Source organism: Pseudomonas sp. HN8-3 (assembly GCF_020790195.1).
In the GTDB taxonomy this organism is placed as follows: Bacteria; Pseudomonadota; Gammaproteobacteria; order Pseudomonadales; family Pseudomonadaceae; genus Aquipseudomonas; species Aquipseudomonas synxantha_A.
Genome location: NZ_CP086206.1, coordinates 4,014,413 through 4,040,408, shown reverse-complemented (window position 1 = coordinate 4,040,408; position 25,996 = coordinate 4,014,413). Strand labels below are relative to the sequence as shown.

Here is a 25,996-nt window from a genome sequence, read left to right as displayed (position 1 = left end):
TACTGTTCCTTCAGTTCCGTAAAACATGAGGAGCAGTTTAAACCGCTTTGCATTGAGTTATAACCCCGAGGCACGTGCCGCACGTCTTGTCATCACTTAACCTGCTTGGCAAGTGTTACAGCGAGATTCGTGCCAAAGCCGTTTTGTTTTAAAAAGTTCTTATAAATCAAAAGACTGTAATTAAAATAAAAAATTATCTTTTAATTAATGGCGCCAGTTATTTGGCTGGTATGGGCCGGCGTTGCAGCCGACCCGTTCAACTTTAATGTCACGGTGGTTCGCGTTGTTTGTCGCGAACAAACAACGACTCAAATAAACCTCACATAAATGACACCGCCTTCATCACGGCTGGACCAGCGTCGTGCGGTCGATCTGCGCGATGGAAGTGACGCCGGTCAGCGTCATGGCCACGCGCATTTCCTTGGCGAAGATATCCAGCACGTTCTCTACCCCACGTTGGCCTTCGGCGGCCAGCGCATAGGTGGTCGCACGCCCCAGCAGGCACGCCTTGGCACCCAGGGCGAGCATACGCACCACGTCGAGCCCGGAACGAATGCCGGAGTCCACCAGCACGGTCAAGTCATCGCCCACCGCGTCGGCAATCGGCGGCAACGCCTTGGCGGTGGACAGCACGCCGTCGAGTTGGCGGCCGCCATGGTTGGACACCACGATACCGTCGGCACCGAAGCTCACCGCATCCCTGGCATCCTGAGGGTCGAGGATGCCCTTGATGATCATCGGGCCTTTCCAGAATTCGCGGATCCACTCCAGGTCTTTCCAACTGATCGACGGGTCGAAGTTGTTGGCAAGCCAGCCAATGTAGTCCTCCAGATGGGTGGGTTTGCCCAGGTACTTGGAGATATTGCCCAAGTCGTGGGGGCGGCCCATCAAGCCCACATCGAATGCCCATTGCGGCTTGGTGACCGCCTGCAACATGCGCCGCTGCGCCGCGTACGGCCCGGACATGCCCGAGTGCGCATCGCGATAGCGTGCGCCGGGTGTGGGCATATCCACGGTGAACACCAGCGTGGTCACGCCGGCCGCCTGAGCTCGCTCCAGCGCATTGCGCATAAAGCCGCGATCCTTGAGCACATAGAGCTGGAACCAGATCGACTGCGGGCTCTGCGAGGCCACTTCCTCAATTGAACACACCGACACCGTCGACAGGCAGAAGGGGATGTTTTTGTTGGCAGCTGCCTTGGCCGCTTGCACTTCGCCGCGCCGCGCATACATGCCGGTCAGGCCGACCGGGCTAAGAATGACCGGCATCGCCAGTTCCGTGCCGAACAAGTTGGTGCTCAGGCTCAGGCTGTCGACATTGCGCAGGATGCGTTGGCGCAGGCTGATCTCGGCCAGGTCCGAACTGTTGGCGCGCAACGTGTGCTCGGCGTAGGCGCCGCCGTCGATGTAGTCGAACAGAAAGCGCGGCAACTTGCGCTTGGCCGCAGCGCGGTAGTCGGAAGCGGACGAGATGATCATCGACGGTGTCTCCACAGGGCAAAGTGCTACACGATAAGCAAAGTTGTGACATGATAAAAACAACTTTTATCACTGCTATCCAGTCGCAAAAGGAATACTGATGAACCTGCGAACATTGCGTGCGTTTGTCGAAGTGGTGCGCCAGGGTGGGTTCTCCCAGGCGGCCGAGGTGGTAGCGTTGACTCAGTCTACCGTCAGCAAGGCGATCAAGACGTTGGAAGACGAGCTGGGTACGCCGTTGCTCAACCGCCTCGGCCACAAGAACGAGCTGACCGCCGCCGGTGAAATCGCCTACCGCCGCGCCTTGGTGATACTCGCCGAACGCAACGACCTGATGGCTGAAATCAACGACCTGCGCGGTCTTACACGCGGCGTACTACGCATTGGCCTGCCGCCGGTGGGGTGCGGGGTGCTGTTTGCCGCCATGTTCGCCACGTACCGCAGCCGTTACCCGGACATCGACATTGAACTGACCGAGTACGGCAGTAAAAAACTGCGTGAATGCCTGGAAGCCGGGGAGGTCGATCTGGCCGCACTGCTGTTGCCGGTGGACGAAGGCTTTGACTACCAACCGGTACGCAACGAACCCCTGATCGCAGTACTGCCCATCAGCCATCCACTGGCCCGACGCAAGCGCATCGACTTCACCGACCTGGCGGACTCGCCGTTCATCCTGTTCGAAGCCGGTTTCGCCCTCAACGCCAAGATTCTCAGCGCGTGTGAGCGCAAAGGTGTGACCCCGAAAGTCACCGCCCGTAGCGGGCAGATCGACTTTATCGTCGACTTGGTCACCGCCGGCCTGGGCGTTGCCTTCCTGCCGCGAATGCTGGCGCACAAGCACCAACACGCCGGCATCGCCTTGATCCCCCTGGACGAACCCCACACCGACTGGCACATCGCCCTGGCCTGGCGCGCCAGCGCCCACCTGCCACCGGCGGCACGGGCCTGGCTGGATCTGGCGGCGGAACCGGCGTTTTCAAGCGGTCATGGCGGGTAATTGAAGCGAATGTAACGCAAAGCTTGACTTCTTCTTTTTAATCAGTAACATACGACGCATTCCGCGATAGCTCAGTTGGTAGAGCAAATGACTGTTAATCATTGGGTCCCTGGTTCGAGTCCAGGTCGTGGAGCCAGATAGAGAAAAGCCTGCAGAGATGCAGGCTTTTTTTTTGCTTTGCGCCCAGCATGGGGCGCAATCTTGTGGGTAAAAGTTCCACCGTAAGCTGATCACAGCGAACGAAGTGAAGCGCAACTGCATGAGGGCGACCGAATGTGGGGAGCAAGCGTGAATCTAAACCGCGAACAGCGGGGGGGGGCGTGGGTCAAGTCATTGCTACAGGGAGCTGACGCGCCGGTTAACCCGCCATACGAAGGTAGCTCCCAATCATTAGCTATCTGCCAACCATGAACGAAAACAATACGTACGCGCCTCAACTAGCGGCTTCTTTACCACTGACAGACTCGGCAGCCACATTGACGACCGGCTTGCCACGCAGCAGACGGCCATTGATTAAGGCGTACGCCATCAGACCAATCAGCAGCCCCCAGAACGCCCCGCCAATCCCGAACAACGTGATATTGGCCGCACTTGCCAGAAAGGTAATCAGCGAGGCTTCACGGGTTTTGGCGTCGGCCATCGCATTGGCCAGGCTGCCGCCAATGGTGCCCAGCAGGGCGAGCCCGGCCAGCGCCGTGATGAAAGCTGGCGGGAAGGCCATGAACACCGCTGCCAGGGTCACGCCGAATATCCCTACAAGGATGTAAAAGAAGCCCGCTGCAATGCCGGCGATCCAGCGTTTGGAGGGCTCTTCGTGGGCTTCCTTGCCGGTGCAGATGGCGGCGGTAATCGCGGCGATATTGAATGCGTGGGAACCAAAGGGCGCCATAAGCAAGGAGCCCAACCCGGTAAGGGTCACGATTGGATTGGCACTGGTGCTGAACCCGTCATTGCGCAACACCAGCATCCCAGGCATGTACTGGCCGGTCAGCGTGATCAGAAACAGCGGCAGCGCGATACTGAGCAAAGCGTTGAGCGAGAACTCTGGCCGGGTGAACACGGGTGCCGCGAGTTGCAGTGTCAGCCCAGACATATCCAGACGTCCCTGAAGCAGCAGCGCAACCACTCCCACTACCAGGATGCCCACTACTGCGTACCGTGCGGTAAAGCGTTTGAGCAGGATATATACGGTAATCAGCAAGCCGACCAGCATGGGATCAAGGCTTATGCCGCCAAACGCGCCGATGCCAAACTGCAGCAGGATACCGGCCAGCAGCCCCGCCGCCACACCCGGCGGTATCAGGCGGATGACTTTTTCGAAGTAGCCCGACAACCCCAGCAGCACAAAGGCGGCGGCCGAGATCATGTATGCGCCCACCGCTTCGGCATAGGGCGCGCTTGCCAGGGCGATCACCAGAAATGCCGCCGCCGGTGTTGACCAGGCGGTGATGATCGGTTCGCGAGAAACCCAACTGAGGAACAACCCGGTAACGCCCACACCAATCGATACGGACCACACCCACGAAGCGGTCAACTCCGGGCTTAACCCGGCGACCCTGGCCGCCTGGAACACCAGAATGAAGGTGCCGCCATAGTTGACGATGACCGAGATCAAACCGGCGAGAATCGGATGAAGCAGATCGCCGAGGCGAACAGATGACATGGATGTTGATGAAGACATGGCTTTACGTTGCTCCCTGCAAATGGCGATGAGCAGAGTCTACGGATAAACTGGCCTGCCTTTTCCGGCCAATTTATTCGCATAGGGCAGACCGCATGGCGAAAACCTTCGAGCTCGACACCTTGAAGATAAGGATCAATGACGCCGAGTTTCAGAAGCTGGACCTGCATCAGCGGATTCAGCGGGCTCTGCGTGCACTTATCCTTGAGGGCACCCTTGGGTCTGGCCTGAAATTGCCGGCGACGCGGGTCCTGGCCAAGTCGCTTGGCGTGGCCCGCGACACGGTCGAGAACGCTTATGGGCAACTGCATCGTGATGGTTTCATCGTGCGGCGTGAGGGGGCGGGAAGCTATGTCTGCGAAACGGTCGGCGCCCAATTGCGCGGTGCTGCACGTCGCCGTATCAAGGCGCAAGCCACCCGACCCAGTGAGGTGACGCCAGGAGTGGGCTTGAGTCAGCGCGGCATGATGATTTTCAACAGTGGTGGCGTTAACGATCAACAGACGGTTAAGGCCTTTGCTACAGGGTTGCCGGAAACCCGTACCTTCCCCACTGATGTATGGGAGCGCCTGCAACGCCACGTCATGAAGGACTATCGCAGTAACGTTCTTCTGCATGGCGACCCGCAAGGCGCTGAGCCTCTGCGCAAGGCCATCGCCACCTACTTGAACCTTGAACGCGGAGCCAAGTGCTCTGCCGACCAGATTCTGGTGTTGAGCAGTACGCGCCAAGCCCTGTTCCTGTGCGCCCAATTGCTGGTGGATGCGGGTAAACCGATCTTGTTGGAAAACCCCGGCTACTACGGCGCCAGAAAGGCCTTTGAAACGGCCGAGACCAAGGTCGTGCCCATAGATGTCGATGGCCAAGGCATACGTACGGACTTGCTGCGAGCAGACCGCAGCGGCGCCGATTGCGTCTATGTCACCCCCTCGCATCAATACCCCACCGGAGCGACGTTGCCCCTGGAGCGTCGGCTTGAGTTGATCAACTGGGCAGCCGAGCACGGCAAGTGGGTCATCGAGGACGACTACGACAGCGAGTTCCACTACGACGGGCTACCGACCGCCTGCGTGCAGGGCCTGGATAAATATCGGCGCACGATCTACCTCGGCACGTTCAGCAAAACGCTCTATCCGGGGTTGCGGATGGGCTATATGGTGCTGCCTGTCGAACTGGTCAAAGCCTTCACCTATGCGCGCAGCATGATGGACGGCCATACGCCGCAGGTCCTTCAATTGACCCTGGCGCGATTCATGGAGGACGGTCACTACAATGCCCATGTTCGGGCCATGCGCAAACTCTACGCCAGCCGCCGTGCGGTCATGCTCAATGCTATCAGCCAGCATCTGAACGGTATTGCGACGGCCTTGACCACCCAAGGTGGATTGCAGATTCCCTGCCTGCTGGCCGAGGGCTGGTCGGAAGAAAAGACCATCCGCCAAGCTGCCAGTGCGGGCGTGCAACTGCCCGGCCTCAGCCGGCTATACGCCGGCGAACAAAAGAAGCAAGGTTGGCTGTTAGGGTATTCGTCCTTGAGCGCATGTGAAATTGAATCCGCCATGCTGCGTCTGGCCAATGCGCTGAGCAATAAATAGGGCGCGCAAATGCATGGTGCGACAGGCATGAGTCCTGTCTAATCCCGCGCCTGGCCGGCCTCTGTCGATTCACCTTCATCGGCTCTATAACAACTGTCACCGCTGCGCCTGCCATCCGGGTAGACAATAAAGCCCCCGCGACCTTCGGGGCAGGCGTGCAGATACACCGGCGCCAGCTCTCGTTGCTTATCGACGTGGGCATTCAAGCGAGCAATATAGATACCCACCGAAACCGACACGCCAACAATCAGCACCACGCACGCGACCAACTGGGCGGCATAACTGGCGCCGATGTCGTCAGGACGCGCTGGCGACATAACTCGATCCTGTGCGCTCGGCATTCTGGCCAATCGGAAACCAGCCGCTGCCGCCCATGCGCCCCCGCTGAGCGTCCGGCGGCAGGAAACCCACCAGCAGGGCGAGGAAAATCAAGGCTAGCAGGGCACCTTTGATCATCGAAGACAGGTTCATGGCGAGGGCGAGCTCTGGATAAGAGAAGCCTTAGCTTAAGCAGCAGTGGGTTAACGTCAGGTAAACGTCAGCAGAAAGCAGCTCGAGTTCCGTTATCCTGCAAACCTCTGCGCACTCCCTGTTCGAGGTTTTCCCCGTGCATATCCACTTGCTGCTGGTCGAGGACAACCTTGATCTGGCCACCACCGTCATCGAGTATCTGGAGATCAGCGGCATTGTCTGCGACCACGTCAGTAATGGTCAGACCGGGCTTAACCTGGCGCTCAATCAGCATTACGACGTCATCCTCCTGGACATCATGCTGCCGCGACTGAACGGCCAGCAGGTATGCGATCGGTTGCGCCAGCAGGGCATCCAGACGCCGATCCTGATGTTGACCTCGCTGGACGCGTTATCCGACAAGCTCGCCAGTTTCGCTGCCGGAGCCGACGACTACCTGGTCAAGCCGTTCGAGCTGGCCGAGCTGGTCGCCAGGATTCGCGCCCTGAGCCTGCGCCGCAGCGGCCAGACCAGTCGCCTGCAAGTGGATGACCTGGTAATGGAGCTGACCACCCGCAAGGTCAGCCGCGCAGGGCAGGAGCTGCATTTGTCGCCCATCTGCTGGACCTTGTTGGAAAACCTGATGCGCGCAAGCCCACAGCCGGTCTCTCGAGAACGCCTGGAAGCGAAGATCTGGGGCGACGAGCCACCCGACACTGATACGCTCAAGGTGCATATGCATCGGTTGCGCAAGGCTGTGGACAAGCCTTTTGGCCGGCCGTTGATCCATACCCTGGCGGGTGTCGGCATTCAGGTAAAACCCCATGCGTAACGGCCTGAGTCTGAAGTGGGTAATCAGCGGCAGTTTCCTGTGCTTGATTGCGGTGGTGCTGGTGATCTACAGCAAGCTGCTGCCTGAATTTACCGTGCGCGGCCTGTTCTATACCGCCAGCGCGATGATGGAGGAGGAAGCCCAATATTTTCTCCGGCACTACAAACAGGACCCGACCACGCCGACGCCGCACAATTACTTCTATACCAGCGTCATCGGCAAGCAGGCATTGCCGCAGGACGTGCGTGAGTTGCTCGATACCCCACCGAGCCTGTCCTTCGGTGCGGTGAATATCTTCGGCGATCTCTATTCCGATGACGACGACGAGCCTTTCCAGATCATCCTTGAACAGCCCCTGGGTGACGGCAAAACCCTCTACATGTACGACATCGACCACGATAAGGAAGCCGGGGGTGAGGTCGAGACGCCGTTGTCTGACGCCTATTTCGATCAGGTCATAGAGAGTGTCAAGTTCATCAGCCTGGCGGTATTCGTGCCGGCGCTGATCATCATCGCCTTGCTGGTCTGGTGGCTGGTTCGGCCGCTGGGGCGTCTGGTGCAATGGTCCGGCACACTCAAAGACCCTGATGCCCTGGCCAGCACACGGCCGGGTTTCAGTTTCAAGGAGTTCAATATGCTGGCCGATGCCCTGGCCAAAAGTGTTGAGCAGGTGCAGGCCGCCAGCCAGCGTGAAGGCCGCCTGTTGCGCTACACCAGCCATGAACTGCGCACGCCACTGGCGGTGCTCAAGGCCAATATCGAATTGTTGGCCCTGCAATCGGGCGGTGTGCTGCCGCCTTCCTTGCAACGTATAGAACGCTCTGTGATGAACATGCAGCTGATTGCCGAGACATTGCTGTGGATGAGCCGCGAGCGTTCCGAATCGCTGCCCGAGCAAGACGTTAATCTGAGCGAGGTAGTCGGCGAACTGATTGAGAAGCACCGCTACCTGATCGGTAATCGGGATATCAAGCTAAGCATCGACATCCACACCGAACCTTGCCGACTGCCCCCTACGGCGTGTCGTATCGTGATCGGCAACTTCCTGCGCAATGCGCTGCAATACGCAGAAGAGGGCACGGTAGACATCAGTTTCGAATACCCGCGGCTGATGATTGCCAATCACGTCCGCGAGGCCAAGCCGCGACAGGAGTCCGACGATTTTGGGTATGGGCTAGGGTTGCAGTTGATGCGGCAATTGTGCGCAAAGCTGGGCTGGCAGATTGAAGTGATCCGTGAGCAACAGAGGTTTACGGTCATTCTTGATTTTACGAGCGTGCGGGCTGTCGAGTCAGAACATTAAAGGCAGATAGCGCTTCACAATAGCGACGGCTGGTTGGGGAGCGGTTTTTATACCCGCGCCTCAGCATCACAGCCCACGATTCCCGCGCGCCAGTGCGTCAGCACTGACACGCAAGAAGGGCGAGGGCGTTACAGCGTCTGCACAATGACTTGGCTTTTCAAGTCGTTGACCATACTTTCAATCGCCGGTTGCATGGCCGCAAAATCCTCCGGGGTGCAGAGAATCTCTGGCTTGCTAAACACATACTTCGCCAATTCATTGGCTGACGTTCAAGGGTTATGAAGATTTTTTCAGGTTTCTCTCGCACGCAATGGGTGCCGAGATTTTCCTTTGAGTAAGACGTTTTCGAATTATTTTATTTAGCCCTGATTAATCAAAAAGTTAAACGCCTCGATTATGGTCATGGAGCGCAGGCGTGTTCTTTTTGACGGCCAATGATTTTTTCCCTTTCGTTTTATTCCAAACAGGTCTTTTACCGAAAAATCAGGACCATGCTTTATTGGTCGAAGCGGGCGGCTGCCTTGGGCAATGCGGTCTTCGAAGCGGCAATCAAGCAACCATTGTTTGAGTTATCGATGCCTTCAAAAGGATCAAACCCCATGGCATTCACCACGCTGATACTTGACGCGCCCGGTCCGCCGCTGCTCTATGAGGAAATCGATCGATTCCTTGAACTGGGCTTGGCGGTCGTCCTTAACCTCTATTACTTCACCGATAAACACAGCATCCAGCAGCGCTACGGCGCACGCATCGGGTATGCCGATATCAACGGCCATGATGAGCGGGGTTTTATCGCAGCGGTGTATCAGGCTGGGGGTTACAGCGTGTTCAAGACGCGCTTGAACATCCCGCTGGGCGGCGAACTGATTCGCGCCGCCAGCTCACCCGGGTTGCCCATACCGCTGCGCGCCATCGCCCAGGCCGGGACCGGTCTCAACCATATCGACCGACAGGCGTGCGAGCAGGCGGGAGTGACGGTTCTGCATACGCCGGGTTCCAACGCGACCGCTGTCGCTGAATACGTGTTGGCCCAGGCGTTGTTTCTGTCTCGGGATCTGGACCACTACAACGCGCAAACCCACCAAGGCCACTGGTCAAAAGGCACCTTGGCGCCTGCTGCTGAATACGCCGAACTCACCCTCGGGCTGGTGGGCACCGGCAGCATTGCCCAGCAGGTGGCGTGTAAAACCAGCGCCTTGGGGATGAAGGTGATTGCCACCGGGTCCGAGCGCTTCACCGAGCAGGAGGCGCGCCGCCTCGGGCTGCAACGCAGGCAAACCCTGGAACAGTTGCTGGATGAGGCCAATATCGTTTCGATCCATGTGCCGCTCACCCCGCAGACTCGCGGCTTATTCGGCAGCGCCGAGTTCAAGCGGATGCGCCAGGGTTCGATACTGATCAATACCGCTCGCGGTGGCATCGTCGACGAGCAGCAACTGGCCGCCTTCATGATCCGGTTTCCCCGGCATATCAAGGCGGTCGCCATTGACACCTTCGCCCTGGAAAAAGACCGTTTCAGCTCGCCGTTGGCGGGCATTGCCGGTGCGCAATTGACGCCGCATATCGCCGGCAATACCACCACCGCAATCCGCACCGCTTCGCAGCGCATCGTCGACCACATCCACGCGTTCAGTCACGCCTTGCAGATGCCGTGTCGCTGATACTGCCTGTGCCGGCTGAGGGGCTAAGCGAGCTTCACATTCATGGTGATGTGGGCAGTGAAGACCTTGACGCCGCCCGCATCGAAGATCTCTACCGGCACGATCTTGTCGCCCGCGGTCTGCCAATCGATAGCGCTGCCATCGGCGACGGCGCGGATATCGGTTTTCGCCTTGGCCAGGTATTCCACGCTCATGCCCTTGGGAATCCAGCGTGCGCCAGCGGGGATCGACGCGTCGGTCATCATGCCGCCGGCCAGTTCGGCGGCGTTGCACAGCGCAATGGCATGCACCGAAGCCAGGTGGTTGGTGATTTCCTTGCGAAACGGCACGGTGACCACTGCATGGTTGGGCTTGAGTTCCGCGATCTCGGGAGTGATGGTGCTGAAGTAGGGTGCCATCTGGCACGCCAGGTTGCTGAATGCGGCAGGGCCTACGCTATTGAACATGCTCAGTGCTTGGCTCATACGAATATCCTCAAGGCTTAGTTGCGGAATAATATTCCGTAACAGAACAATATTCTGTAGATTCCGTGCCTGTCAACCCGAGCTTTCTCTGGTGGTCGCTCAGCCTATAAACTGTTTTGATTTGGCGTTCCCCCCATGCACTCCATCGATCTCATCGAGCGCACCTTCCCCGGCAGGCGCAGCGACCTCAAGCGCACCATCCTGCGTGAGGCGTTGGCTTGTTTTAACGATGCAGGCATCGAGGCGACCAACATCGAGACCATCCGTGCGCGCTGCGACACCAGCGTGGGCGCTATCTATCACCACTTCGGCAACAAGGAAGGGCTGGTCGCCGCGCTTTTCTTTGCTGCGCTGGAAGACCAGGCCAGCCTGCGTGACCACTACCTGCAAGCGGCGGATACGGCCCACGCCGGTGTGGTCGGCCTGGTGTACAGCTACGTTGAATGGGTCACCGCCCAGCCGGACTGGGCGCGGTTTGTTTTCCAAAGCCGTTTTGCCGTGTCCAACGGCCCGTTCAAGGACGAGTTGATTGCGCGCAACAAGCAGCGCAACCAGCAGTTGAAGGAGTGGATGGGCGGGGAAGGGCGCAAGGAACACTTCAGCCATTTGCCCGCAGAACTTATCCCTTCGTTGATCATTGGCGCGGCGGAAAGCTACTCCCGTGCGTGGCTGTCGGCGAAGGTCAAAAAGAGCCCCTTTGAGTACCGTGAGCTGCTGGCTGAAGCGGCGTGGAGCTCGATCAGCCAGCGTTAGTCATTCCTCCTCATCCCCCTGTGGGAGCTGTCGAGCTTTGGCGAGGCTGCGATAGCGATGGTTCAGGCTATGAAGGGTTGACTGTGCCGCCGCCTTCGCAGCCTCGCTGGGGCTCGACAGCTCCCACATTTGGGCGGTGCTGTTGTCGGGAGTTGTGTTTGTCGCAATGGCCTTGCCAATCGAGATCAACTCAGCACTGCCAATCCCCTGTGGGAGCTGTCGAGCCCCAGCGAGGCTGCGAAAGCGGTAGTTCAGGCGATGAAGAGGGTGCCTGTGCCGCCGCCTTCGCAGCCTCGCTGGGGCTCGACAGCTCCCACATTTGGGCGGTGTTGTTGTCGGGAGTTGTGTTTGGCGCAATGGCCTTGCCAATCGAGATCAACTCAGCACCGCTAATCCCTGTGGGAGCTGTCGAGCCCCAGCGAGGCTGCGAAGGCGGTGGTTCAAACGATGAGCCTCTCGGCAATGCCTGCGCCTGATCAAGTTCCGTCTGGGGCTATACTGGCCTCCTTCCAACCCATCGAGATCCCCATGAGCACCTCCCTTTCCCTGGCGCCTGCACGCAAGCCTGCAGCGCCACTGATAGCCTTTATCATCCTGGTGGCGGGCGCCCTGTTCCTGCAAAACACCGTTGGCGCACGCCAAGTGTTGTTGCTGGTGGTCGGCGCCGCGCTGGGCCTGACGCTGTACCACGCTGCCTTCGGTTTTACCTCGGCCTGGCGCGTGTTTATCAATGATCGGCGTGGCGCCGGCTTGCGTGCGCAGATGGTGATGCTGGCGGTGGCGGTGCTGCTGTTTTTCCCGGCGCTGGGTGCGGGCACTTTGTTCGGCCAGCCGGTCGTGGGGCTGGTGGCGCCGGCCGGTGTGTCGGTGGTGTTCGGGGCGTTTATCTTCGGGATCGGCATGCAACTGGGTGGCGGCTGTGCATCGGGCACCTTGTTCACCGTGGGCGGCGGTAATGCGCGCATGTTGGTGACGCTGCTGTTCTTTATCTGTGGCTCGTTGATCGCCACCCACCATGTCGACTGGTGGTTTGCGTTGCCGTCGTTGCCGGCGGTTTCCATCGTCAAAAGTTTCGGTGTGCTGCCGGCGCTGGTCCTGAGCCTGGCGGTGTTCGCGCTGATTGCGGTGGTGACCGTGCGCCTGGAAAAGCGCCGTCACGGCCAGCTTGAACAAGGCGTGCACAGCGAGCATCAAGGGCTGCGTCGTTTTCTGCGTGGGCCCTGGCCGCTGGTGTGGGGCGCGATTGGCCTGGCGCTGCTCAACTACGCCACCCTGGCCCTGGCTGGGCGGCCGTGGGGCATCACCTCGGCGTTCGCGCTGTGGGGCGCCAAAGTGGCGAGCGGGCTGGGTGTGGATGTGGCGAGTTGGGCGTTCTGGCAGATGCCGGGCAATGCCAAGGCCCTGGCCGCGCCGGTCTGGGAAGACATCACCAGCGTCATGGATATCGGCATTGTCCTTGGCGCGCTGCTGGCCGCTGGCCTGGCCGGGCGTTTCGCTCCCAGCCTGAATATTCCGGCACGCTCGTTGATCGCCGCCGTGATCGGCGGCCTGCTGCTCGGCTACGGCTCGCGTCTGGCCTATGGCTGTAATATCGGCGCCTATTTCAGCGGCATCGCCTCGGGCAGCCTGCATGGCTGGGTGTGGCTGGTGGCGGCGTTTATCGGCAATGGCGTGGGCGTGCGCCTGCGGCCCTTCTTCTTTGCCGGCGAACGGCCCCAGGTGGCCTTGAGTGGTTGCTGAGCAGTCCGTCCACATTCGCCTGGCGTGCACGCAAGACGCCGGTTTGTTGCCCGCCATCGAGCAGTGCGCCGCCCAGGCGTTTCGCGCAATCGAAGGGCTGGCCTGGCTGGCGGATGCCGCGTCGATTGGCATCGAGTGCCATCGGCAGTGGATCGCGCTATCGACCTGCTGGGTGGTGGTTGATCACCACGACCAACCCCAGGGTTTCCTCAGCGCAGAACGCTTTGGCGACGATCTGCATATCCATGAAGTGTCCGTGGTCCGGCCGCTGCAAGGCCAGGGCTGGGGGCGAAGGCTGGTGGAAACGGCGATGAACCACGCCCGCGCCCAGCAACTGCATGCAGTGACCCTGACCACCTTTGTGCATGTACCGTGGAATGCACCGTTCTACCGGCGCCTGGGCTTCGCTACTCACAGTGATCCGCGTCTGGAAACGATCCTGGCGGATGAGTACGCCCATGGCTTCGAACCCGGCAGTCGTTGTGCCATGGCGTGCCCGGTGACATGTCCGAATCCGTCCTGAAGTAGTCTGCCTTGCGCCTGTCGTGCGCTGTGGGTTGTCCTTACCATGGCTTGCATCGTTCACCCACTGATGCAAGCCAAAAGGACTGCCCATGAGCCGTAAAGCCCTGATCGTTATCGACGCCCAGCACTCGTTCCGTCATTCAACCTATTGGTCCGAAAATGACCTGCCCGACTATCTGGAAAAACAGCAGGCCCTCATCGATGGTTGTGTTCAGCAGGGCATCCCGGTGGTACAAGTCTTCCATGTTGAAGACCAGGGGCATTTCTCCATGCAATCGGGCAACGTCAGGGCACTGAGCGAGCTGTCGATCAATCCGCAGTTGGTGATCCACAAGCGCTACCACAGTGCCTTTGCGGGTACGCCCCTGGCCGCTCGCCTGGTGGAGATGGGCGTCGCCACGCTGATCATCAGCGGCATCCGCACCGAGCAATGCTGCGAGACCACTACGCGGCAGGCTTGCGACAGTGGCTTAAAGGTGGATTTTGTCAGCGAGGCGACGCTGACCTTCCCGATGACCCACGCGCGTAGCGGCCGGGTCTATACGCCGGCCGAGATTCGCGAACGCACGGAGCTGGTCCTCGATGACCGCTTCGCCCGCATCGTGACGGTCGCCCAGGCCCTGGCGGAGTGAATCGATGAGTGTGCCGGTGCTGTTTGTGCTGTTGCCAAACGTACTGATGCTCGACCTGGCCGGGCCTGCCGAAGTGCTGCGCCTGGCCGCCCAGGTCGATGACCCGGCGGTGGTGGATTTCGACTTGCAGTACGTCAGCCCGGTGGCAACGCTGCACACCTCCATCGGTTTGCCGCTGACGGGGCTGGCGCCACTGCCACCGACCTTGGCCCCCGGCACCCTGGTGGTCTTGGTGGGCTCCACGATGAAGGTCAGCAAGGCACACCAGCAGGCGTTCGAGTCGGCCAGCAACCACCTGACTTACTGGTTGCAAAACGTCTTCGCACCCTCGGCTGAACGCCTTATCTGCGTATGCGCCGGCGCGTTGAGTGCCGCCAGCGCCGGATTACTGGATGGCCGCCAATGCACCACGCACCACTCGTTGTGCGCCACCTTGCAAGCCATGGCGCCCAAGGCTCGCGTCCTGGAAAACCGCTTGTACGTGACCGATGGTCCGGTCAGTTGCAGCGCCGGTGTCACGGCCGGTATCGACCTGATGCTGCACCTGGTCGCCGAGCTGGCCGGGCCACGGCTGGCGTGCGCGGTAGCGCGGGACATGGTGGTTTACCTGCGCCGCAGCGGCAGCGACCCGCAGTTGTCGCCCTGGATAACCGGGCGTAATCACCTGCATCCGGCGGTGCATCGGGTGCAGGACGCCATCGCCGCGGCGCCCTGTGAGGACTGGACCGTAACCCGCATGGCCGCCCTGGCCTGCACCGGCAGCCGCCACCTGGGGCGCTTGTTCCAGGAGCATGTCGGCATCAGCCCGCTGGACTACCTGCACCGCCTGCGCCTGGCGGTGGCCCGTGAACTGCTGGCCGAGTCGGACCTGGGCATTGAAACCGTGGCCGAGCGCGCAGGCTTTGGTTCGGCGCGGCATCTGCGGCGTATCTGGGGCAAATATGAAGCGGCCACCCCTTCAGCCATGCGCCTTACTCAGCAGGTGTCTCGGGGGACGTGACCGGTTCCTGGCCGGCCTCGGTCGCCAGCTTCAAGCGGTCGGCCTTGCTGATGTATTTGTCTTTGCTTTTGGGCGCCAGTTTGGCGCTGGCCTTTTTGGCTTTGGCCTTGAAGAGCTGCTGAAGTTTTTTCTGGCGGTTCATGTCGCGGAGCCTGAGAGGGAAAGGCGCGGATGATACCAGTTTCAGCAAATGTGACCGGGCCCTGGGTCGCTTTTTAGCGCTGATCTGTGCATTGAATCGTCCTTCGTTTCGCCAATAATCGGGCCGAGTATCCAGCGCAAACGGAAAAGCCCCGATGAGCATTCACACCCGTACCAAACGCATGACTGTCCCTCAATTGGTCGCCATGAAGGGGCAACAGAAAATCGTCTCCCTGACCGCCTACTCCAGCGCTATCGCCAAGCTGATCGATCCGATCGTCGACTTCATCCTGGTGGGTGACTCCACGGCCATGGTCGGCTATGGCCGGGCCTCGACCCTGAGCATGCAACTGGAAGAAATCATCGGCCACACCCGGGCGGTGGTCGACAGTACACGCTTGGCCTGTGTGATCGCCGACATGCCGTTTGGCAGTTACCAGGAGTCGTATGAGCAGGCTTTTCGCAACTGCGCCCAGGTGCTGTCGCGCACCGGTTGCGATGCGATCAAGCTGGAGGCCAATCAGGCCCTGGCCGGTACCGTGGAGTTCCTGGTTGCACGGGGTGTACCGGTGATGGCCCACGTGGGGCTGATGCCGCAATTCGTCAACGTCATGGGCGGGTTCAAGGCTCAGGGCCTGAGCGCTGAAACCGCTGCGGTGATTGTCGCCGATGCTCGCGCCAACCTGGAAGCGGGGGCCTTCAGTCTGCTGCTGGAAGGGGTGGCCGAAGGTGTGGCCCGGCAGATCACCCTGGACTCAAGCCAACCCACCATCGGCATCGGCGCATCGCCTGCGTGTGACGGCCAGGTGTTGGTCACCGAGGATGTGCTGGGCCTGGGCGGCGGCTCGATGCCGCGCTTCGTCAAGCAATACGCTGATGTGGGGGCGGTGATTCGCGATGCCTGCGAGCGTTTCGCCGACGATGTGCGCCAGGGTCGTTTTCCCGAAGACCGGCACTGCTACGGGCTTTGACGCAACGCCTGGGCCAGTAGTTGGACGGCCTGGGCAATGTCCTTGCTCCAGTCGAGTGTGTAGCTCAGGCGCAGGTGATCTGGCCAGGCGCCTTGCTGGCTGAACAGTTCGCCGGGGGCGATGACGATGCGCTGGCTTAGCAAGTGCGCGAACACCTGGCGCATATCCACCGGGCGGCTGGCCCGGAGCCAGAAGCTTGCGCCGCCATGGGGTTCGACCACCTGCCATTGGCCATTGCCGTGGGTTAACAGCAGGGCTTTGAGCTGTGTCATGCGCGCCAGTAACCGTGCGCGCAACGCCTTCAGATGGGCGTCGATACGCTTGGACGCAAACAGCTTGGCGATGGCTTTCTGACGGATCGGCGAGAGGCGAAAGCCGCGCTCCAGGAACAGCTGCTGCAACGGCGCCCCAGCACCGCGACACAGCACATAGCCGTAGGGTGCTTCCGAGCCGATGACTTTGTCGAAGGTCGAAAACACCAGCAGTTTGTGCGGGGCGGCGTAGTCGCGATAACGCGCCGGTTGCGGGCCAAAGTACAGCTCGCCGTAGGTGTCGTTTTCGAACAGCCAGATATCCCGCTCGGCCAACCACTGGCAAATCTGCTGTTTATCCTGCGCGGGCATCACACCGCCCTGTGGCATATTCACCGTCGATGACAGCACCGCCAGGCGGATCGGCTCACGCTTGAGCAGCGTGTTCAGAGCGCCCAGGTCAAAACGCCCATCTGCGCCGAGGGGCATCTCGATCACACGGATTTTCGCCGCCTGCAATTGCCGCAGGATCGCCCACGAACAGGGTGACTCCACCAACGCGAGTGTGCCGGCCAGTTCCAAGGCATTGAGCGAGACCTCTAACACGCTTTGCAAATCCGAGCCGATATACACCTGGTCGGCTTGCCAGTAATGGTCAGTAGAGCGGCTATAGCGTTCGGCCAAGGCCGCGCGCAACTCGGGCTCGCCCATTGGCAGATACAGTGGTGCCAGCGAGCGCGGGTACTGCCGGGTCAGTTCACGTTCCAGCATCAACAAAGGCTGCTCCAGCGACAGCAGCATCGCCGGCGCGTCGCTGCTCAGGGCCAGCATGCCGGGTTGGCGTGCGTTGGCGAAGACCTGGTCGAGCAGGGGAGATGAGCTTGGGTTGATGGTGGCAGCCAAGCCTGGGACGATGAAAAAACCGAGCTTGGGCCTGGCCTGGATCCGCCCTTGTTCCTCAAGCAATGCATACGCGTACTTGGTGGTCGACACCGACACGCCCAGGCGCAGGGCCAGTTGGCGCAGGGACGGCAATTTGCGTGCGCCGTCGGCAGGGCAGGCCTCGATCAGCTCGATGAGGTAGCGGTACACCGCCTGATAGGCAAAGGTGTCTTTGCTTCTTTTCATACTTATTTGAACCGCTATTCTGTAGGAGCGAGCTTGCTCGCGAAGCACTTCAGCACGCCACGTTTTACCTGGAAGCGCGCGTTATCGTTGAGATTTTTCGCGAGCAAGCTCGCTCCTACATCATCAAACCCTGATCAACGTGCCAAAAACTGGCTGATCAACGTGATCACCTGCTGCTGGATAATCGGTCGTGGCCGTGCACCCGGCCCATCCTGACAAATGATGCTGTCGCCGGGCACATCCGCGTCGAGCACCGCCGCCGCGCCCGGTTTGCATTGCGACATAAAGCTGAAGTGATTGGCGTCGCGGATCTCCACGTACTGCGTCGAGGCGTTTGGCAACCGTTTGGCCATGTCGGCCGATTCCATCTGCGCCGGCAAATCCGCTGACGGTACACCGGCGGCGATCACCAAGGCCCGCACCGGCAGCGCCGCCAGACTTGCATCGGTAAACCCGCGCGACAGGCCCAGGTCCAAAGACACCACGGCGCTGACGCGCTTGTCGCTCAAGTCCGCCGCCAATTGCTCCTTCCCGTTCGCAGTGCCTTCAGGGTTCATCTCACGGTAGGCGGTACACGCGACCAACGTCGGATGAGCGCTGCAGTCCCGGGCAAACAGCGCCGGGTCAAAACGCGCACCGGCCGTCTCCATCACCGTCCAGCCTCCCAGGGAATGCCCCACCACGGCGATCCGGCCGCTATCCACCGCACCGAATGGCTCGGGCTGGGCCAATAGCGCATCAATGGCCCGACTTAAATCCCTAGGCCGTTGCCATAACTGCGCAGCGGCCTGTGCGCTGCGATCCTGGCTGGTAGTGCCCGGGTGGTTGACCGCCGCCACGATATAACCCTGCTGCGCCAACGCACTGGCCAGCCACGCCTGTTTGCCCCAATTGCCCCCGTAGCCGTGGGAGAGCACCACCAAAGGATGCTTGCCGGGCGTCGGCGCCGCATCGGGAACGGCCAGCACGCCGATGAACACCACATTGTCGGCGATCAGCTTGGGTTTGGCAGTGGTGGCGGCGGGGTACCACACAGCCATTTCCAGCGGGCGGTTGTTGTGGGTGTCTGGCAGGGTGGTGGTTTGAAAGCCGACGGGGCTGTCGCTGGCGAATGCGGGAGCGCTCAGGCACATCAGCAGCAGAGCGGCGAGGCGGGCTTTCATGCTGTTTTCGTCCTTGAAAGGGAGGGCGCAGCATGACCTGAAACGGTCGGTTCAGGTAGAGGGTCCAAGAGAAAGGGCGCCCACCAGGCTCCGAGGGCCTGACCGGCGCCTAGGTGCTGCCGAGTCGTCGTGAAGTCGATCATGACGACGCGGCGGTCTATCGGGTGGCTGCAAGACTAGCTAACCCTTGAAGCACTTTCCCTCGCCATCAATTTGTCCACCAACAAAACCCCCAATTCACTCAGCTGATGAATCGCCAGCGCGACATCGCGCTGTTTGCCTGACAGTTCATCCGACAGGTCAAGCAATAACGCTGTCACCGAGGAAAAGGTTTCGTAGCTATTGGCGATGAGCATTTCGTTGCTGGCGTCGTCGGCAACGCTGAACAGCGGTGAGGGAGGTGGTTCGGCGTGGGTGTTAAGGGATGCCTGATCAAGCTTGAGGTTTGGATCGTTTGGAGGGTTAGGCGTGACTTTATACATGTGTGTTGTACCTGTTTTAGGGCCAACACCTCATCGCTACTAAACGATGGGGTGGCGGCTGTACGCAGGTTAGTAGACCGGGGAAACACACAAAGCCGGCGCGCCCGAGGGCGCCCTGCGCACAGCCACCATCAAGCACAGACAAGAACATCTGATCGATGAGGCTCATGCACTTTATGTTGTCACTCGGGCTACTAAACCCGATCACTGAGTTGTCAGCGACCGAGCCACCTTAGAGACGCCCATCCAAGCGCACAAGCCGGCGGATTCTGACGCAACTGTAGGCAATGGAGCAAGGTGGTGCAGAGCGCTGTAGGACATGTCTACGGGCTATCGCTACTCGTAGGCGAACTGGTCAATCAACCCCAAACGCGGAACACGACTGTTTGGCTCTAATATTGCGCCTGGAGCAATGACGGCATTCGCGCCGATTTTGCAGCCGTCGCCTACCAGGGCACCAAATTTGTTTACCCCTGTGTCGATCACATTGTCTGCATAGCGGATCTTGATATCCGCCCCATCCAACTCATTACGGTAATTGGCGATGATTGCACCGGCTTCAATATTTACCCCTTCGCCAATCAATGAATCGCCGACAAAGTTGAAGTGTGCCAGCTTGCTTGCGGCCAGCATGAAGGTGCTTTTCAGTTCGCAGCTTGGGCCCACAATGCAATGGCTGCCCAGATAAACGCCGCCGCGCAGGTACGCTCCCGCTGCTACGAATGAGCCTTCGCCGATGATGATCGGGCCTTTCAACACAGCGCCTTCTTCGACAATGGCGCTTTCGTGGATGGCACAGTCTCCGTGGCGCCGGTAGCCCGTGCCGAGGCGTGACAGCAAGGCCAGAACCTGGTTTTCGCAGTCTTGAGATACCCGCCAAGCGGCGGGCTGCGTCACGCCAAGGGAGGGCCATTGAGCAATGAATGTACTGATCTCAGGTAGCTTCATGCAGAGCGCTTCCGATGTCGGGGTGGGAGGGTAGAGCCCGCTGTGACGATAGGGTGGTGGGCTCAGGCGACATCTTAATAGCGTCTGCCCCGGTTTACTTAATACCAAAGAAAGTCGCGGGTCGCCGTTGTGCGCAAAAATGCTGCCTCAACGACAACGCAGTGCAAATGTGGGAGGGGGCTTGCTCCCGATTGCGGCAGGTCAGCCAACCTCTCAATGGCAGATACACCGCTATCGGGAGCAAGCCCCCTCCCACATTGGCTGTGTGTTGCTGGTTTTAAAAAAGCACTGGCAGATGCAAGATGTAGCCAGTAGGCTACAGGCGGACAAAAGATTCTCGATGCCCTGAGAGGTCAATGACATGAGTCAGTCAACATTCAAACCAGAGGACATGCCGATCCTCGAGCTGGATACATCCGGCACCAGCGCCTATGAGGCTTCACGCTTCCTTGATAGCCCGCAAACCATCAGTGCCTATCTTGCGCAAAGCATGGCGTGCCATGACCCGCAAGTCCTTATGAAGGCGCTGGCCGAGGTTGCCAAAGCCCAGGGTGTGAACAAGGTTGCCGAAGCGGCAGGGGTGAATCGGGAGAGCTTGTATAAAACCCTGAAAGGCGGCTCAAAGACGCGTTATGAGACGGTCCAGAAGCTGATGTTGGCATTAGGGGTGGAACTGACGGTGCAACCGATTGCCGCGACCACAATTAAAAAAACGGCCGTCACCGGCAAAACCTGATGGACCAAAAATCGGACGGTTTATTTGATTGAAAATAGAGACGTCCCTTTTTGTCCACAGAGGGCTATCCGTTACGAAGGGATGATGCGATTTACGAGAGAAGCGGTGTTGATGTGCGCCTGGTCTTGTAGGAAATCGACATCTTGCAGCGTAAGGTTATTCCCATAATACTGGTTATATATCCAGTATTTTCGGGGCGGCGCGCTCATGAAACGAAAATGAGTGAAAAATGGGCCGGTGGCAAAAAAAAGCGACTCCGTTAGGTTGAGGTCCTCTCCTTCAAGAAAGGAGAGTTCTTAATCAAATCAATGGAGTCACAAAATGAACGAACCACAAACCCAGACACCGCTTCGCCATGGTCGTGTCACATCCCCTTCCAGTCGTGGTGCAGTCGCCGTGGATCTGGGCCTGCTGGAGACCTGGCAGGTCAATGAAATGGAAGGCGGCAAAAACTTCCCGGCACTGATGGCCGGTCCGTTCCCGGCGCCTTACCAAACCGACAGTGACAGCGTCACTCCACCAGCCGACGGCTTCATCCTCAGCGGTGGCAAGACCGATGCGCGTGACTGCATCAACTTCACCAACGAGGAAATGGCCAAGAAACTCAACCGCGCCTTCACCTGGCCGTTACTCAATGTCGAGCCGGGTCAGACCTTCAAGGTCACCTGGGCATACACTGCGCCGCACACCACCCGTGGCTATCGCTGGCTGATCACCAAGGATGGCTGGGATCCGAAACAGCGCATCACCCGCGCACAGCTGGAAACCCAGCCGTTCGCCGAAGACTTCTATACCCAGGTGCCGTACTACAGCCATGCCGGCGAACTGAAGGCCAAGGTCAATCATGAAGTGAAACTGCCGGCCAACAAGAAGGGCCAGCATGTGATCGTATTGATGTGGATCGTCGCCAACACCGGCAACGCCTTCTATCAAGCCTTCGACGTGGACTTCAAATAAGCCCGCACCATTAAACCCACAGGTTCTGAAGGATTAGAACATGTCAAATATCGACTTTACCTCATTGCAATCGCCACTCAACGATGCCGCTTCGCTGATGCCCAGCATTGCCGGCAAAAAGATCCTCATGGGCTTCTGGCACAACTGGCCTGCCGGACCCAGCGATGGCTACCAGCGTGGCCAGTTCGCCAATATCAGCCTGGCGGATGTACCAAAGGATTACAACGTGGTGGCCGTGGCCTTCATGAAGGGCAACGGTATCCCAACCTTCAAGCCGTACAACCTGTCCGACGCCGAGTTCCGTCGCCAGGTGGGCGTGCTGAACAGCCAGGGCAGGGCGGTGCTGATTTCCCTTGGCGGCGCCGATGCACACATCGAACTGCATAAAGGCAACGAACAGCCACTGGCCAACGAGATTATCCGCCTGGTGGAAACCTATGGCTTTGATGGCCTGGATATCGATCTTGAACAGAGCGCGATTGATTTCGCCGACAACAAGACTGTCCTGCCCGCCGCGTTGAAACTGGTCAAGGACCACTACGCAGGTCAAGGCAAACACTTCATCATCAGCATGGCGCCGGAATTTCCGTACCTGACCACCGCCGGCAAATACGTCGGCTACATCCAGGCGCTGGAAGGCTATTACGACTTCATCGCCCCGCAGTATTACAACCAGGGTGGCGACGGGATCTGGGTGCAGGAGGTCAACAATGGCAATGGCGCCTGGATTGCCCAGAACAACGACGCGATGAAAGAGGACTTCCTGTTTTACCTGACCGAAAGCCTGGTGAGCGGAACGCGGGGGTTTACCAAAATCCCGGCAGACAAGTTCGTCATTGGCTTGCCTGCGAACGTCGATGCGGCTGCCACCGGTTATGTGATCAACCCAGCAGCCGTGACCCATGCATTCAAGCGCTTGTACGACAAAGGATTGTCGATCAAGGGCCTGATGACCTGGTCGGTGAATTGGGACAACGGGATCAGCAAAGACCACGTGCCTTACAACTGGGAGTTCAGCCGTCGTTATGGGCCGCTGATCAATGGCACTGCTCTCTCTGGCCTTGAGGAGGATACGGCGGATCTCGAGGTCGCCAATCAGCAGTAGTGCAAAGAGGCCTCTGGCAGACGTGCCAGAGGTCAAACAGCTAAGCTTCTGATCTGACTAAAATCCGATGCCTGTTTGGGCATCGGATTTTTTGCGTCACGCTCAAATTGCGCTGAGCGTTCATAAAGCCGATTTACCGCACTAAGCAAGGCCGCTTGTTATCAAAGCCCCAACCCGGGATCAAGAATTGCATCGCCACACTGTCATCCCGCGCCCCAAGGCCCATGCCTTTGTACAGCTCATGGGCCTTGGCCACGGCGTCCATATCGATATCCACACCCAGGCCCGGCTTGGCCGGCACCTTTACGTAGCCCCCTTCAATCTTCAGCGGTTCGCGGGTCAGGCGCTGGCCGTCCTGCCAGATCCAGTGGGTGTCGATGGCGGTGATCTCACCCGGGGCGGCCGCGGCCACCTGGGTAAACATCGCCAGGGAGATATCGAAGTGGTTGTTGGAATGCGAGCCCCAGGTCAGGCACCACTCGTTGCACATTTGCGCGACGCGCACCGAGCCCTGCATGGTCCAGAAGTGCGGGTCGGCAAGAGGAATGTCCACTGATTGCAGCTGGATGGCGTGGCCCATTTCGCGCCAGTCGGTGGCGATCATGTTGGTAGCGGTTTTAAGGCCTGTGGCGCGGCGGAATTCGGCCATGACTTCGCGGCCCGAGTAGCCGTTTTCTGCGCCGCAGGGGTCTTCGGCGTAGGCCAGCACATGATGCTGGTCGCGGCACAGGCGGATGGCTTCTTTCAGCGACCATGCGCCATTGGGATCAAGGGTGATACGCGCATCGGGAAAGCGTTCAGCCAGCGCGGTGACGGCTTCGATTTCTTCATCGCCACTGAGCACACCGCCCTTGAGCTTAAAATCGTTGAAGCCATATTTGGCCTTGGCGGCTTCGGCCAGGCGCACCACAGCGTCAGCGGTCAGGGCTTTTTCGTGACGCAGGCGGAACCACTCATCATCGGCGTCGGCTTCGTTGCGGTAGGCCAGGTCGGTAGCGTTGCGGTCTCCGACATAGAACAGGTAGCCGAGCATTTTCACTGCGTCGCGTTGCTGGCCTTCGCCGAGCAAGGCGGCCACCGGCACTTCGAGGAACTGGCCCAGCAGGTCGAGCAGCGCGGCTTCCATGGCGGTGACGGCATGAATGGTGATGCGCAGGTCGAAGGTTTGCAGGCCGCGTCCCGCGCTGTCTCGGGACGCAAAGGTGCTGCGCATCTGGTTAAGCACGCGCTGGTACTGGCCAATCGGCTGACCGATCACCAGGCTGCGCGCGTCTTCCAGGGTTTCACGGATACGCTCGCCGCCGGGCACTTCGCCCACGCCGGTGTTGCCGCTGCTGTCCTTGAGGATGACGATATTGCGCGTGAAGTAGGGGCCGTGGGCACCGCTGAGGTTCAGCAACATGCTGTCGTGGCCGGCGACCGGGATGACCTGGAAATGGGTGACTACAGGGGTATTCATGGCAAGGTCCTTATATACGCTCAAAGGGGTTTGCTGATGGCGGCGCCTGAGGGTGCAGCGCTATGTGAGGTCTGCACGATAGAGGGCGACGTCTTGGCGAAAAACACCAGGATGGCCGCAAGCACCGAGGTGCCGGCCAGGCCATACAGCCCGCCCTGGATCGAGCCGGTGGTTTGTTCCAGAAAGCCGAAGGTGGTCGGCGCCACAAAGCCGCCCAGGTTGCCGATGGAGTTGATCAGCGCGATTACGGCGGCGGCGATGCGCACATCCAGGTAGCCCTGGGGGATGGGCCAGAACAGCGACGACGCGGACTTGAACCCGATGGCCGCAAAGCAGATCGCGACGAAGGCGAAGATCGGCCCGCCGGTGGTGGACATGAACATGCCGGCCGCCGCGATCAGCAGGGCCGCCGCGACCCAGGCTTGCTGGAACTTGAACTTGCCCGACAGCGACGCAAAGGCGTACATGGCAATGATGGAGATCAGCCAGGGGATCGAGTTGAAGAAACCCACCTGCACATCACTCAGGTCGCCCATTTTCTTGATGATGCTCGGCAGCCAGAAGGTGGCGGCATAGATCGTCAGTTGAATGCAGAAGTACAGGGCGCAGAACAGCAGGATCTGGCGGTCCTTGAGCAGCTTGCCGATGGTCGGTTTCACCGTGGTCAGGGCTTCACGTTCGCGCTGTTCCTGGTCGATGGCGCCAACCAGGGCGTCCTGTTCTTCGCGGGTCATCCACTTGGCATCATGGGGCTTGGAATCCAGCCAGAACCACACAAAGAAGCCCAGCGCCACCGAGGCCAGGCCCTCGATGCCGAACATCCATTGCCAGCCGTGCAAGCCAAAACCTTCGATCTGCAACAACGCACCCGACAACGGCCCGGAGATCAACGACGCCACCGCCGAGCCACTGAGGAAGATCGCGATGGCCTTGCCGCGCTCCACGCCGGGCAACCAACGCGTGAAGTAATAAATCACCCCGGGGAAGAACCCGGCTTCCGCCACACCCAGCAAGAAACGCAGGATGTAGAAGTGGGTTTCGTTCTGGATAAACGCCATCAGCGTGGCGACGATGCCCCAGGTGAACATGATGCGGGTCAGCCAGATACGGGCGCCGACCTTTTGCAGCAGCATGTTGGACGGCACTTCGAACAGCGCATAACCGATGAAGAACAACCCGGCACCAAAGCCGTAGGCCGCCGCGCCGATCCCCAGGTCATGCTCCATGTGCGTGCGCACGAAGCCGATATTGACGCGGTCGATGTAGTTGAGGATGAACATGACCACGAACAGTGGCAGCACATGGCGCTTCACTTTGCTCACGGCGCGGGCGAGTACTGAATCACTTTCGGGTGCGGCAGATGCTGGGCTTGAATGGCTCACCATTTGAAAACTTCCCCCTGATTGTTTTTATGCGGGTTTGGCTGTTTTGTTGATAGACATCATACAAGTGGTTTTCCGGGAATCGCAATGCGCTGATGAGTGAATTTGTTTTTATAAGTACGGCGAATGACCAGTTTTTTCGGTTATTTAGCCGTTTTTAT

The 25,996-nt window shown here is 59.5% G+C and carries 26 protein-coding genes, 1 tRNA gene and 1 pseudogene; 16 read left to right on the top strand and 12 right to left on the bottom strand.

Translation table 11 applies throughout. The annotated features are described in order from the left end of the window. Positions 1–342: 342 nt before the first annotated feature. Positions 343–1,479 carry an FMN-dependent L-lactate dehydrogenase LldD gene (lldD, locus tag LJX92_RS17965; RefSeq protein WP_032880167.1) on the bottom strand — a complete coding sequence of 379 codons (1,137 nt, stop codon included), beginning with the start codon at positions 1,477–1,479 and terminating at the stop codon, positions 343–345. Positions 1,480–1,579: 100 nt separating this feature from the next. Between lldD and LJX92_RS17960 the strand changes: the two genes are divergently transcribed. Both LJX92_RS17960 and LJX92_RS17955 read left to right on the top strand, forming a co-directional pair. Next, complete coding sequence (locus LJX92_RS17960) at positions 1,580–2,476, top strand: LysR family transcriptional regulator (RefSeq protein ID WP_032880168.1); 897 nt, start codon at positions 1,580–1,582, stop codon at positions 2,474–2,476. Between the two features lie 60 nt (positions 2,477–2,536). Further along, positions 2,537–2,612, top strand: a tRNA-Asn gene (locus tag LJX92_RS17955). A gap of 297 nt (positions 2,613–2,909) precedes the next feature. Here LJX92_RS17955 and LJX92_RS17950 read toward each other — a convergent pair. Continuing rightward, a complete protein-coding gene (locus LJX92_RS17950) occupies positions 2,910–4,157 on the bottom strand; it encodes a benzoate/H(+) symporter BenE family transporter (protein WP_216091854.1) in 1,248 nt (415 codons plus the stop codon). Positions 4,158–4,252: 95 nt separating this feature from the next. Between LJX92_RS17950 and LJX92_RS17945 the strand changes: the two genes are divergently transcribed. Further along, positions 4,253–5,752 (top strand): PLP-dependent aminotransferase family protein, encoded by a 1,500-nt coding sequence (locus LJX92_RS17945; RefSeq protein WP_148852524.1) that lies wholly within the window; start codon positions 4,253–4,255, stop codon positions 5,750–5,752. Between the two features lie 38 nt (positions 5,753–5,790). Here the strand turns inward: LJX92_RS17945 and LJX92_RS17940 are convergent, their stop codons facing one another. Then, complete coding sequence (locus LJX92_RS17940; protein ID WP_032880171.1) at positions 5,791–6,069, bottom strand: hypothetical protein; 279 nt, start codon at positions 6,067–6,069, stop codon at positions 5,791–5,793. Further along, positions 6,050–6,223 (bottom strand): hypothetical protein, encoded by a 174-nt coding sequence (locus tag LJX92_RS17935; protein WP_164365968.1) that lies wholly within the window; start codon positions 6,221–6,223, stop codon positions 6,050–6,052. The genes LJX92_RS17940 and LJX92_RS17935 overlap by 20 nt, the downstream gene beginning before the upstream one ends. Before the next feature lie 136 nt (positions 6,224–6,359). Between LJX92_RS17935 and LJX92_RS17930 the strand changes: the two genes are divergently transcribed. The 4 genes from LJX92_RS17930 to LJX92_RS17915 all read left to right on the top strand — a co-directional run bounded on the left by LJX92_RS17930 (position 6,360) and on the right by LJX92_RS17915 (position 9,998). Further along, positions 6,360–7,034 (top strand): response regulator transcription factor, encoded by a 675-nt coding sequence (locus LJX92_RS17930; RefSeq protein WP_078821902.1) that lies wholly within the window; start codon positions 6,360–6,362, stop codon positions 7,032–7,034. Continuing rightward, positions 7,027–8,337 (top strand): sensor histidine kinase, encoded by a 1,311-nt coding sequence (locus LJX92_RS17925; RefSeq protein ID WP_032880173.1) that lies wholly within the window; start codon positions 7,027–7,029, stop codon positions 8,335–8,337. The genes LJX92_RS17930 and LJX92_RS17925 overlap by 8 nt, the downstream gene beginning before the upstream one ends. Positions 8,338–8,752: 415 nt before the next feature. Continuing rightward, on the top strand, positions 8,753–8,905 hold the full coding sequence (locus LJX92_RS17920; RefSeq protein ID WP_164699537.1) for a hypothetical protein: 153 nt from the start codon (positions 8,753–8,755) through the stop codon (positions 8,903–8,905). 31 nt (positions 8,906–8,936) lie between these two features. After that, a complete protein-coding gene (locus tag LJX92_RS17915) occupies positions 8,937–9,998 on the top strand; it encodes an NAD(P)-dependent oxidoreductase (protein ID WP_228308760.1) in 1,062 nt (353 codons plus the stop codon). 23 nt (positions 9,999–10,021) lie between these two features. Here LJX92_RS17915 and LJX92_RS17910 read toward each other — a convergent pair whose 3' ends face one another. Next, positions 10,022–10,462, bottom strand: a complete 441-nt coding sequence (locus LJX92_RS17910; RefSeq protein WP_005789870.1) for a hotdog fold domain-containing protein — start codon at positions 10,460–10,462, stop codon at positions 10,022–10,024. A 135-nt stretch (positions 10,463–10,597) separates the two neighbouring features. On the opposite strand from LJX92_RS17910, the gene LJX92_RS17905 reads away from it, so the two are divergent. The 5 genes from LJX92_RS17905 to LJX92_RS17885 all read left to right on the top strand — a co-directional run bounded on the left by LJX92_RS17905 (position 10,598) and on the right by LJX92_RS17885 (position 15,112). Further along, positions 10,598–11,215 (top strand): TetR/AcrR family transcriptional regulator, encoded by a 618-nt coding sequence (locus LJX92_RS17905; protein WP_228308759.1) that lies wholly within the window; start codon positions 10,598–10,600, stop codon positions 11,213–11,215. A 528-nt stretch (positions 11,216–11,743) separates the two neighbouring features. After that, positions 11,744–12,955: a YeeE/YedE family protein gene (locus LJX92_RS17900; protein ID WP_032880178.1), complete on the top strand. Its 1,212-nt coding sequence runs from the start codon at positions 11,744–11,746 to the stop codon at positions 12,953–12,955. Then, positions 12,945–13,478, top strand: coding sequence for a GNAT family N-acetyltransferase (locus LJX92_RS17895; protein WP_228308758.1), 534 nt, complete (start codon positions 12,945–12,947; stop codon positions 13,476–13,478). Before LJX92_RS17900 ends, LJX92_RS17895 begins: the two co-directional genes overlap by 11 nt. A 91-nt stretch (positions 13,479–13,569) precedes the next feature. After that, the gene (locus tag LJX92_RS17890; protein ID WP_228308757.1) at positions 13,570–14,112 is read left to right on the top strand and encodes a cysteine hydrolase family protein; all 543 of its coding nucleotides are present in this window, start codon (positions 13,570–13,572) and stop codon (positions 14,110–14,112) included. Positions 14,113–14,116: 4 nt separating this feature from the next. Beyond that, on the top strand, positions 14,117–15,112 hold the full coding sequence (locus tag LJX92_RS17885; RefSeq protein WP_228308756.1) for a GlxA family transcriptional regulator: 996 nt from the start codon (positions 14,117–14,119) through the stop codon (positions 15,110–15,112). On the opposite strand, the gene LJX92_RS17880 is transcribed toward LJX92_RS17885, so the two are convergent. Then, entirely contained in the window at positions 15,084–15,254 is a 171-nt protein-coding gene (locus tag LJX92_RS17880) for a DUF2986 domain-containing protein (RefSeq protein WP_216091848.1), read from the bottom strand. The two genes, LJX92_RS17885 and LJX92_RS17880, sit on opposite strands and share 29 nt — an antisense overlap. Positions 15,255–15,408: 154 nt before the next feature. Between LJX92_RS17880 and panB the strand changes: the two genes are divergently transcribed. Further along, on the top strand, positions 15,409–16,224 hold the full coding sequence (gene panB / locus LJX92_RS17875; RefSeq protein ID WP_228308755.1) for a 3-methyl-2-oxobutanoate hydroxymethyltransferase: 816 nt from the start codon (positions 15,409–15,411) through the stop codon (positions 16,222–16,224). Here the strand turns inward: panB and LJX92_RS17870 are convergent. The 4 genes from LJX92_RS17870 to LJX92_RS17855 all read right to left on the bottom strand — a co-directional run bounded on the left by LJX92_RS17870 (position 16,212) and on the right by LJX92_RS17855 (position 20,196). Next, on the bottom strand, positions 16,212–17,603 hold the full coding sequence (locus tag LJX92_RS17870) for a PLP-dependent aminotransferase family protein (RefSeq protein ID WP_228308754.1): 1,392 nt from the start codon (positions 17,601–17,603) through the stop codon (positions 16,212–16,214). The genes panB and LJX92_RS17870 overlap by 13 nt on opposite strands. 134 nt (positions 17,604–17,737) lie before the next feature. Further along, a complete protein-coding gene (locus tag LJX92_RS17865; protein ID WP_228308753.1) occupies positions 17,738–18,766 on the bottom strand; it encodes an alpha/beta hydrolase family protein in 1,029 nt (342 codons plus the stop codon). A gap of 176 nt (positions 18,767–18,942) precedes the next feature. Next, positions 18,943–19,248: a DUF6124 family protein gene (locus LJX92_RS17860; RefSeq protein ID WP_046071914.1), complete on the bottom strand. Its 306-nt coding sequence runs from the start codon at positions 19,246–19,248 to the stop codon at positions 18,943–18,945. A 336-nt stretch (positions 19,249–19,584) separates the two neighbouring features. Continuing rightward, complete coding sequence (locus tag LJX92_RS17855; protein WP_056847984.1) at positions 19,585–20,196, bottom strand: DapH/DapD/GlmU-related protein; 612 nt, start codon at positions 20,194–20,196, stop codon at positions 19,585–19,587. A 361-nt stretch (positions 20,197–20,557) separates the two neighbouring features. Here LJX92_RS17855 and LJX92_RS17850 point away from each other — a divergent pair, with 361 nt between their 5' ends. From LJX92_RS17850 to LJX92_RS17840, 3 genes and pseudogenes are all read left to right on the top strand, one after another. Next, a complete protein-coding gene (locus LJX92_RS17850) occupies positions 20,558–20,932 on the top strand; it encodes an addiction module antidote protein (protein ID WP_032880190.1) in 375 nt (124 codons plus the stop codon). Between the two features lie 321 nt (positions 20,933–21,253). Beyond that, complete coding sequence (locus LJX92_RS17845) at positions 21,254–21,889, top strand: lytic polysaccharide monooxygenase auxiliary activity family 9 protein (protein WP_228308752.1); 636 nt, start codon at positions 21,254–21,256, stop codon at positions 21,887–21,889. 40 nt (positions 21,890–21,929) lie between these two features. Then, positions 21,930–22,931, top strand: a pseudogene (locus LJX92_RS17840) (chitinase); the annotation flags it as partial. A 196-nt stretch (positions 22,932–23,127) separates the two neighbouring features. On the opposite strand, the gene gudD reads toward LJX92_RS17840, so the two are convergent. Both gudD and LJX92_RS17830 read right to left on the bottom strand, forming a co-directional pair. Then, positions 23,128–24,453 (bottom strand): glucarate dehydratase, encoded by a 1,326-nt coding sequence (gene gudD, locus LJX92_RS17835; protein WP_228308751.1) that lies wholly within the window; start codon positions 24,451–24,453, stop codon positions 23,128–23,130. 20 nt (positions 24,454–24,473) lie between these two features. Beyond that, entirely contained in the window at positions 24,474–25,835 is a 1,362-nt protein-coding gene (locus tag LJX92_RS17830) for an MFS transporter (protein WP_148852534.1), read from the bottom strand. Positions 25,836–25,996: the final 161 nt, after the last annotated feature.

Excerpts from the sequence above, each read along its gene's own strand:
- lldD (WP_032880167.1), bottom strand. The coding sequence starts at position 1,479 with ATGATCATCTCGTCCGCTTCCGACTACCGCGCTGCGGCCAAGCGCAAG.
- LJX92_RS17960 (WP_032880168.1), top strand. The coding sequence starts at position 1,580 with ATGAACCTGCGAACATTGCGTGCGTTTGTCGAAGTGGTGCGCCAGGGT.
- LJX92_RS17950 (WP_216091854.1), bottom strand. The coding sequence starts at position 4,157 with ATGTCTTCATCAACATCCATGTCATCTGTTCGCCTCGGCGATCTGCTT.
- LJX92_RS17945 (WP_148852524.1), top strand. The coding sequence starts at position 4,253 with ATGGCGAAAACCTTCGAGCTCGACACCTTGAAGATAAGGATCAATGAC.
- LJX92_RS17940 (WP_032880171.1), bottom strand. The coding sequence starts at position 6,069 with ATGTCGCCAGCGCGTCCTGACGACATCGGCGCCAGTTATGCCGCCCAG.
- LJX92_RS17935 (WP_164365968.1), bottom strand. The coding sequence starts at position 6,223 with ATGAACCTGTCTTCGATGATCAAAGGTGCCCTGCTAGCCTTGATTTTC.
- LJX92_RS17925 (WP_032880173.1), top strand. The coding sequence starts at position 7,027 with ATGCGTAACGGCCTGAGTCTGAAGTGGGTAATCAGCGGCAGTTTCCTG.
- LJX92_RS17915 (WP_228308760.1), top strand. The coding sequence starts at position 8,937 with ATGGCATTCACCACGCTGATACTTGACGCGCCCGGTCCGCCGCTGCTC.
- LJX92_RS17910 (WP_005789870.1), bottom strand. The coding sequence starts at position 10,462 with ATGAGCCAAGCACTGAGCATGTTCAATAGCGTAGGCCCTGCCGCATTC.
- LJX92_RS17905 (WP_228308759.1), top strand. The coding sequence starts at position 10,598 with ATGCACTCCATCGATCTCATCGAGCGCACCTTCCCCGGCAGGCGCAGC.
- LJX92_RS17900 (WP_032880178.1), top strand. The coding sequence starts at position 11,744 with ATGAGCACCTCCCTTTCCCTGGCGCCTGCACGCAAGCCTGCAGCGCCA.
- LJX92_RS17890 (WP_228308757.1), top strand. The coding sequence starts at position 13,570 with ATGAGCCGTAAAGCCCTGATCGTTATCGACGCCCAGCACTCGTTCCGT.
- LJX92_RS17885 (WP_228308756.1), top strand. The coding sequence starts at position 14,117 with ATGAGTGTGCCGGTGCTGTTTGTGCTGTTGCCAAACGTACTGATGCTC.
- LJX92_RS17880 (WP_216091848.1), bottom strand. The coding sequence starts at position 15,254 with ATGAACCGCCAGAAAAAACTTCAGCAGCTCTTCAAGGCCAAAGCCAAA.
- panB (WP_228308755.1), top strand. The coding sequence starts at position 15,409 with ATGAGCATTCACACCCGTACCAAACGCATGACTGTCCCTCAATTGGTC.
- LJX92_RS17870 (WP_228308754.1), bottom strand. The coding sequence starts at position 17,603 with ATGAAAAGAAGCAAAGACACCTTTGCCTATCAGGCGGTGTACCGCTAC.
- LJX92_RS17865 (WP_228308753.1), bottom strand. The coding sequence starts at position 18,766 with ATGAAAGCCCGCCTCGCCGCTCTGCTGCTGATGTGCCTGAGCGCTCCC.
- LJX92_RS17860 (WP_046071914.1), bottom strand. The coding sequence starts at position 19,248 with ATGTATAAAGTCACGCCTAACCCTCCAAACGATCCAAACCTCAAGCTT.
- LJX92_RS17855 (WP_056847984.1), bottom strand. The coding sequence starts at position 20,196 with ATGAAGCTACCTGAGATCAGTACATTCATTGCTCAATGGCCCTCCCTT.
- LJX92_RS17850 (WP_032880190.1), top strand. The coding sequence starts at position 20,558 with ATGAGTCAGTCAACATTCAAACCAGAGGACATGCCGATCCTCGAGCTG.
- LJX92_RS17845 (WP_228308752.1), top strand. The coding sequence starts at position 21,254 with ATGAACGAACCACAAACCCAGACACCGCTTCGCCATGGTCGTGTCACA.
- gudD (WP_228308751.1), bottom strand. The coding sequence starts at position 24,453 with ATGAATACCCCTGTAGTCACCCATTTCCAGGTCATCCCGGTCGCCGGC.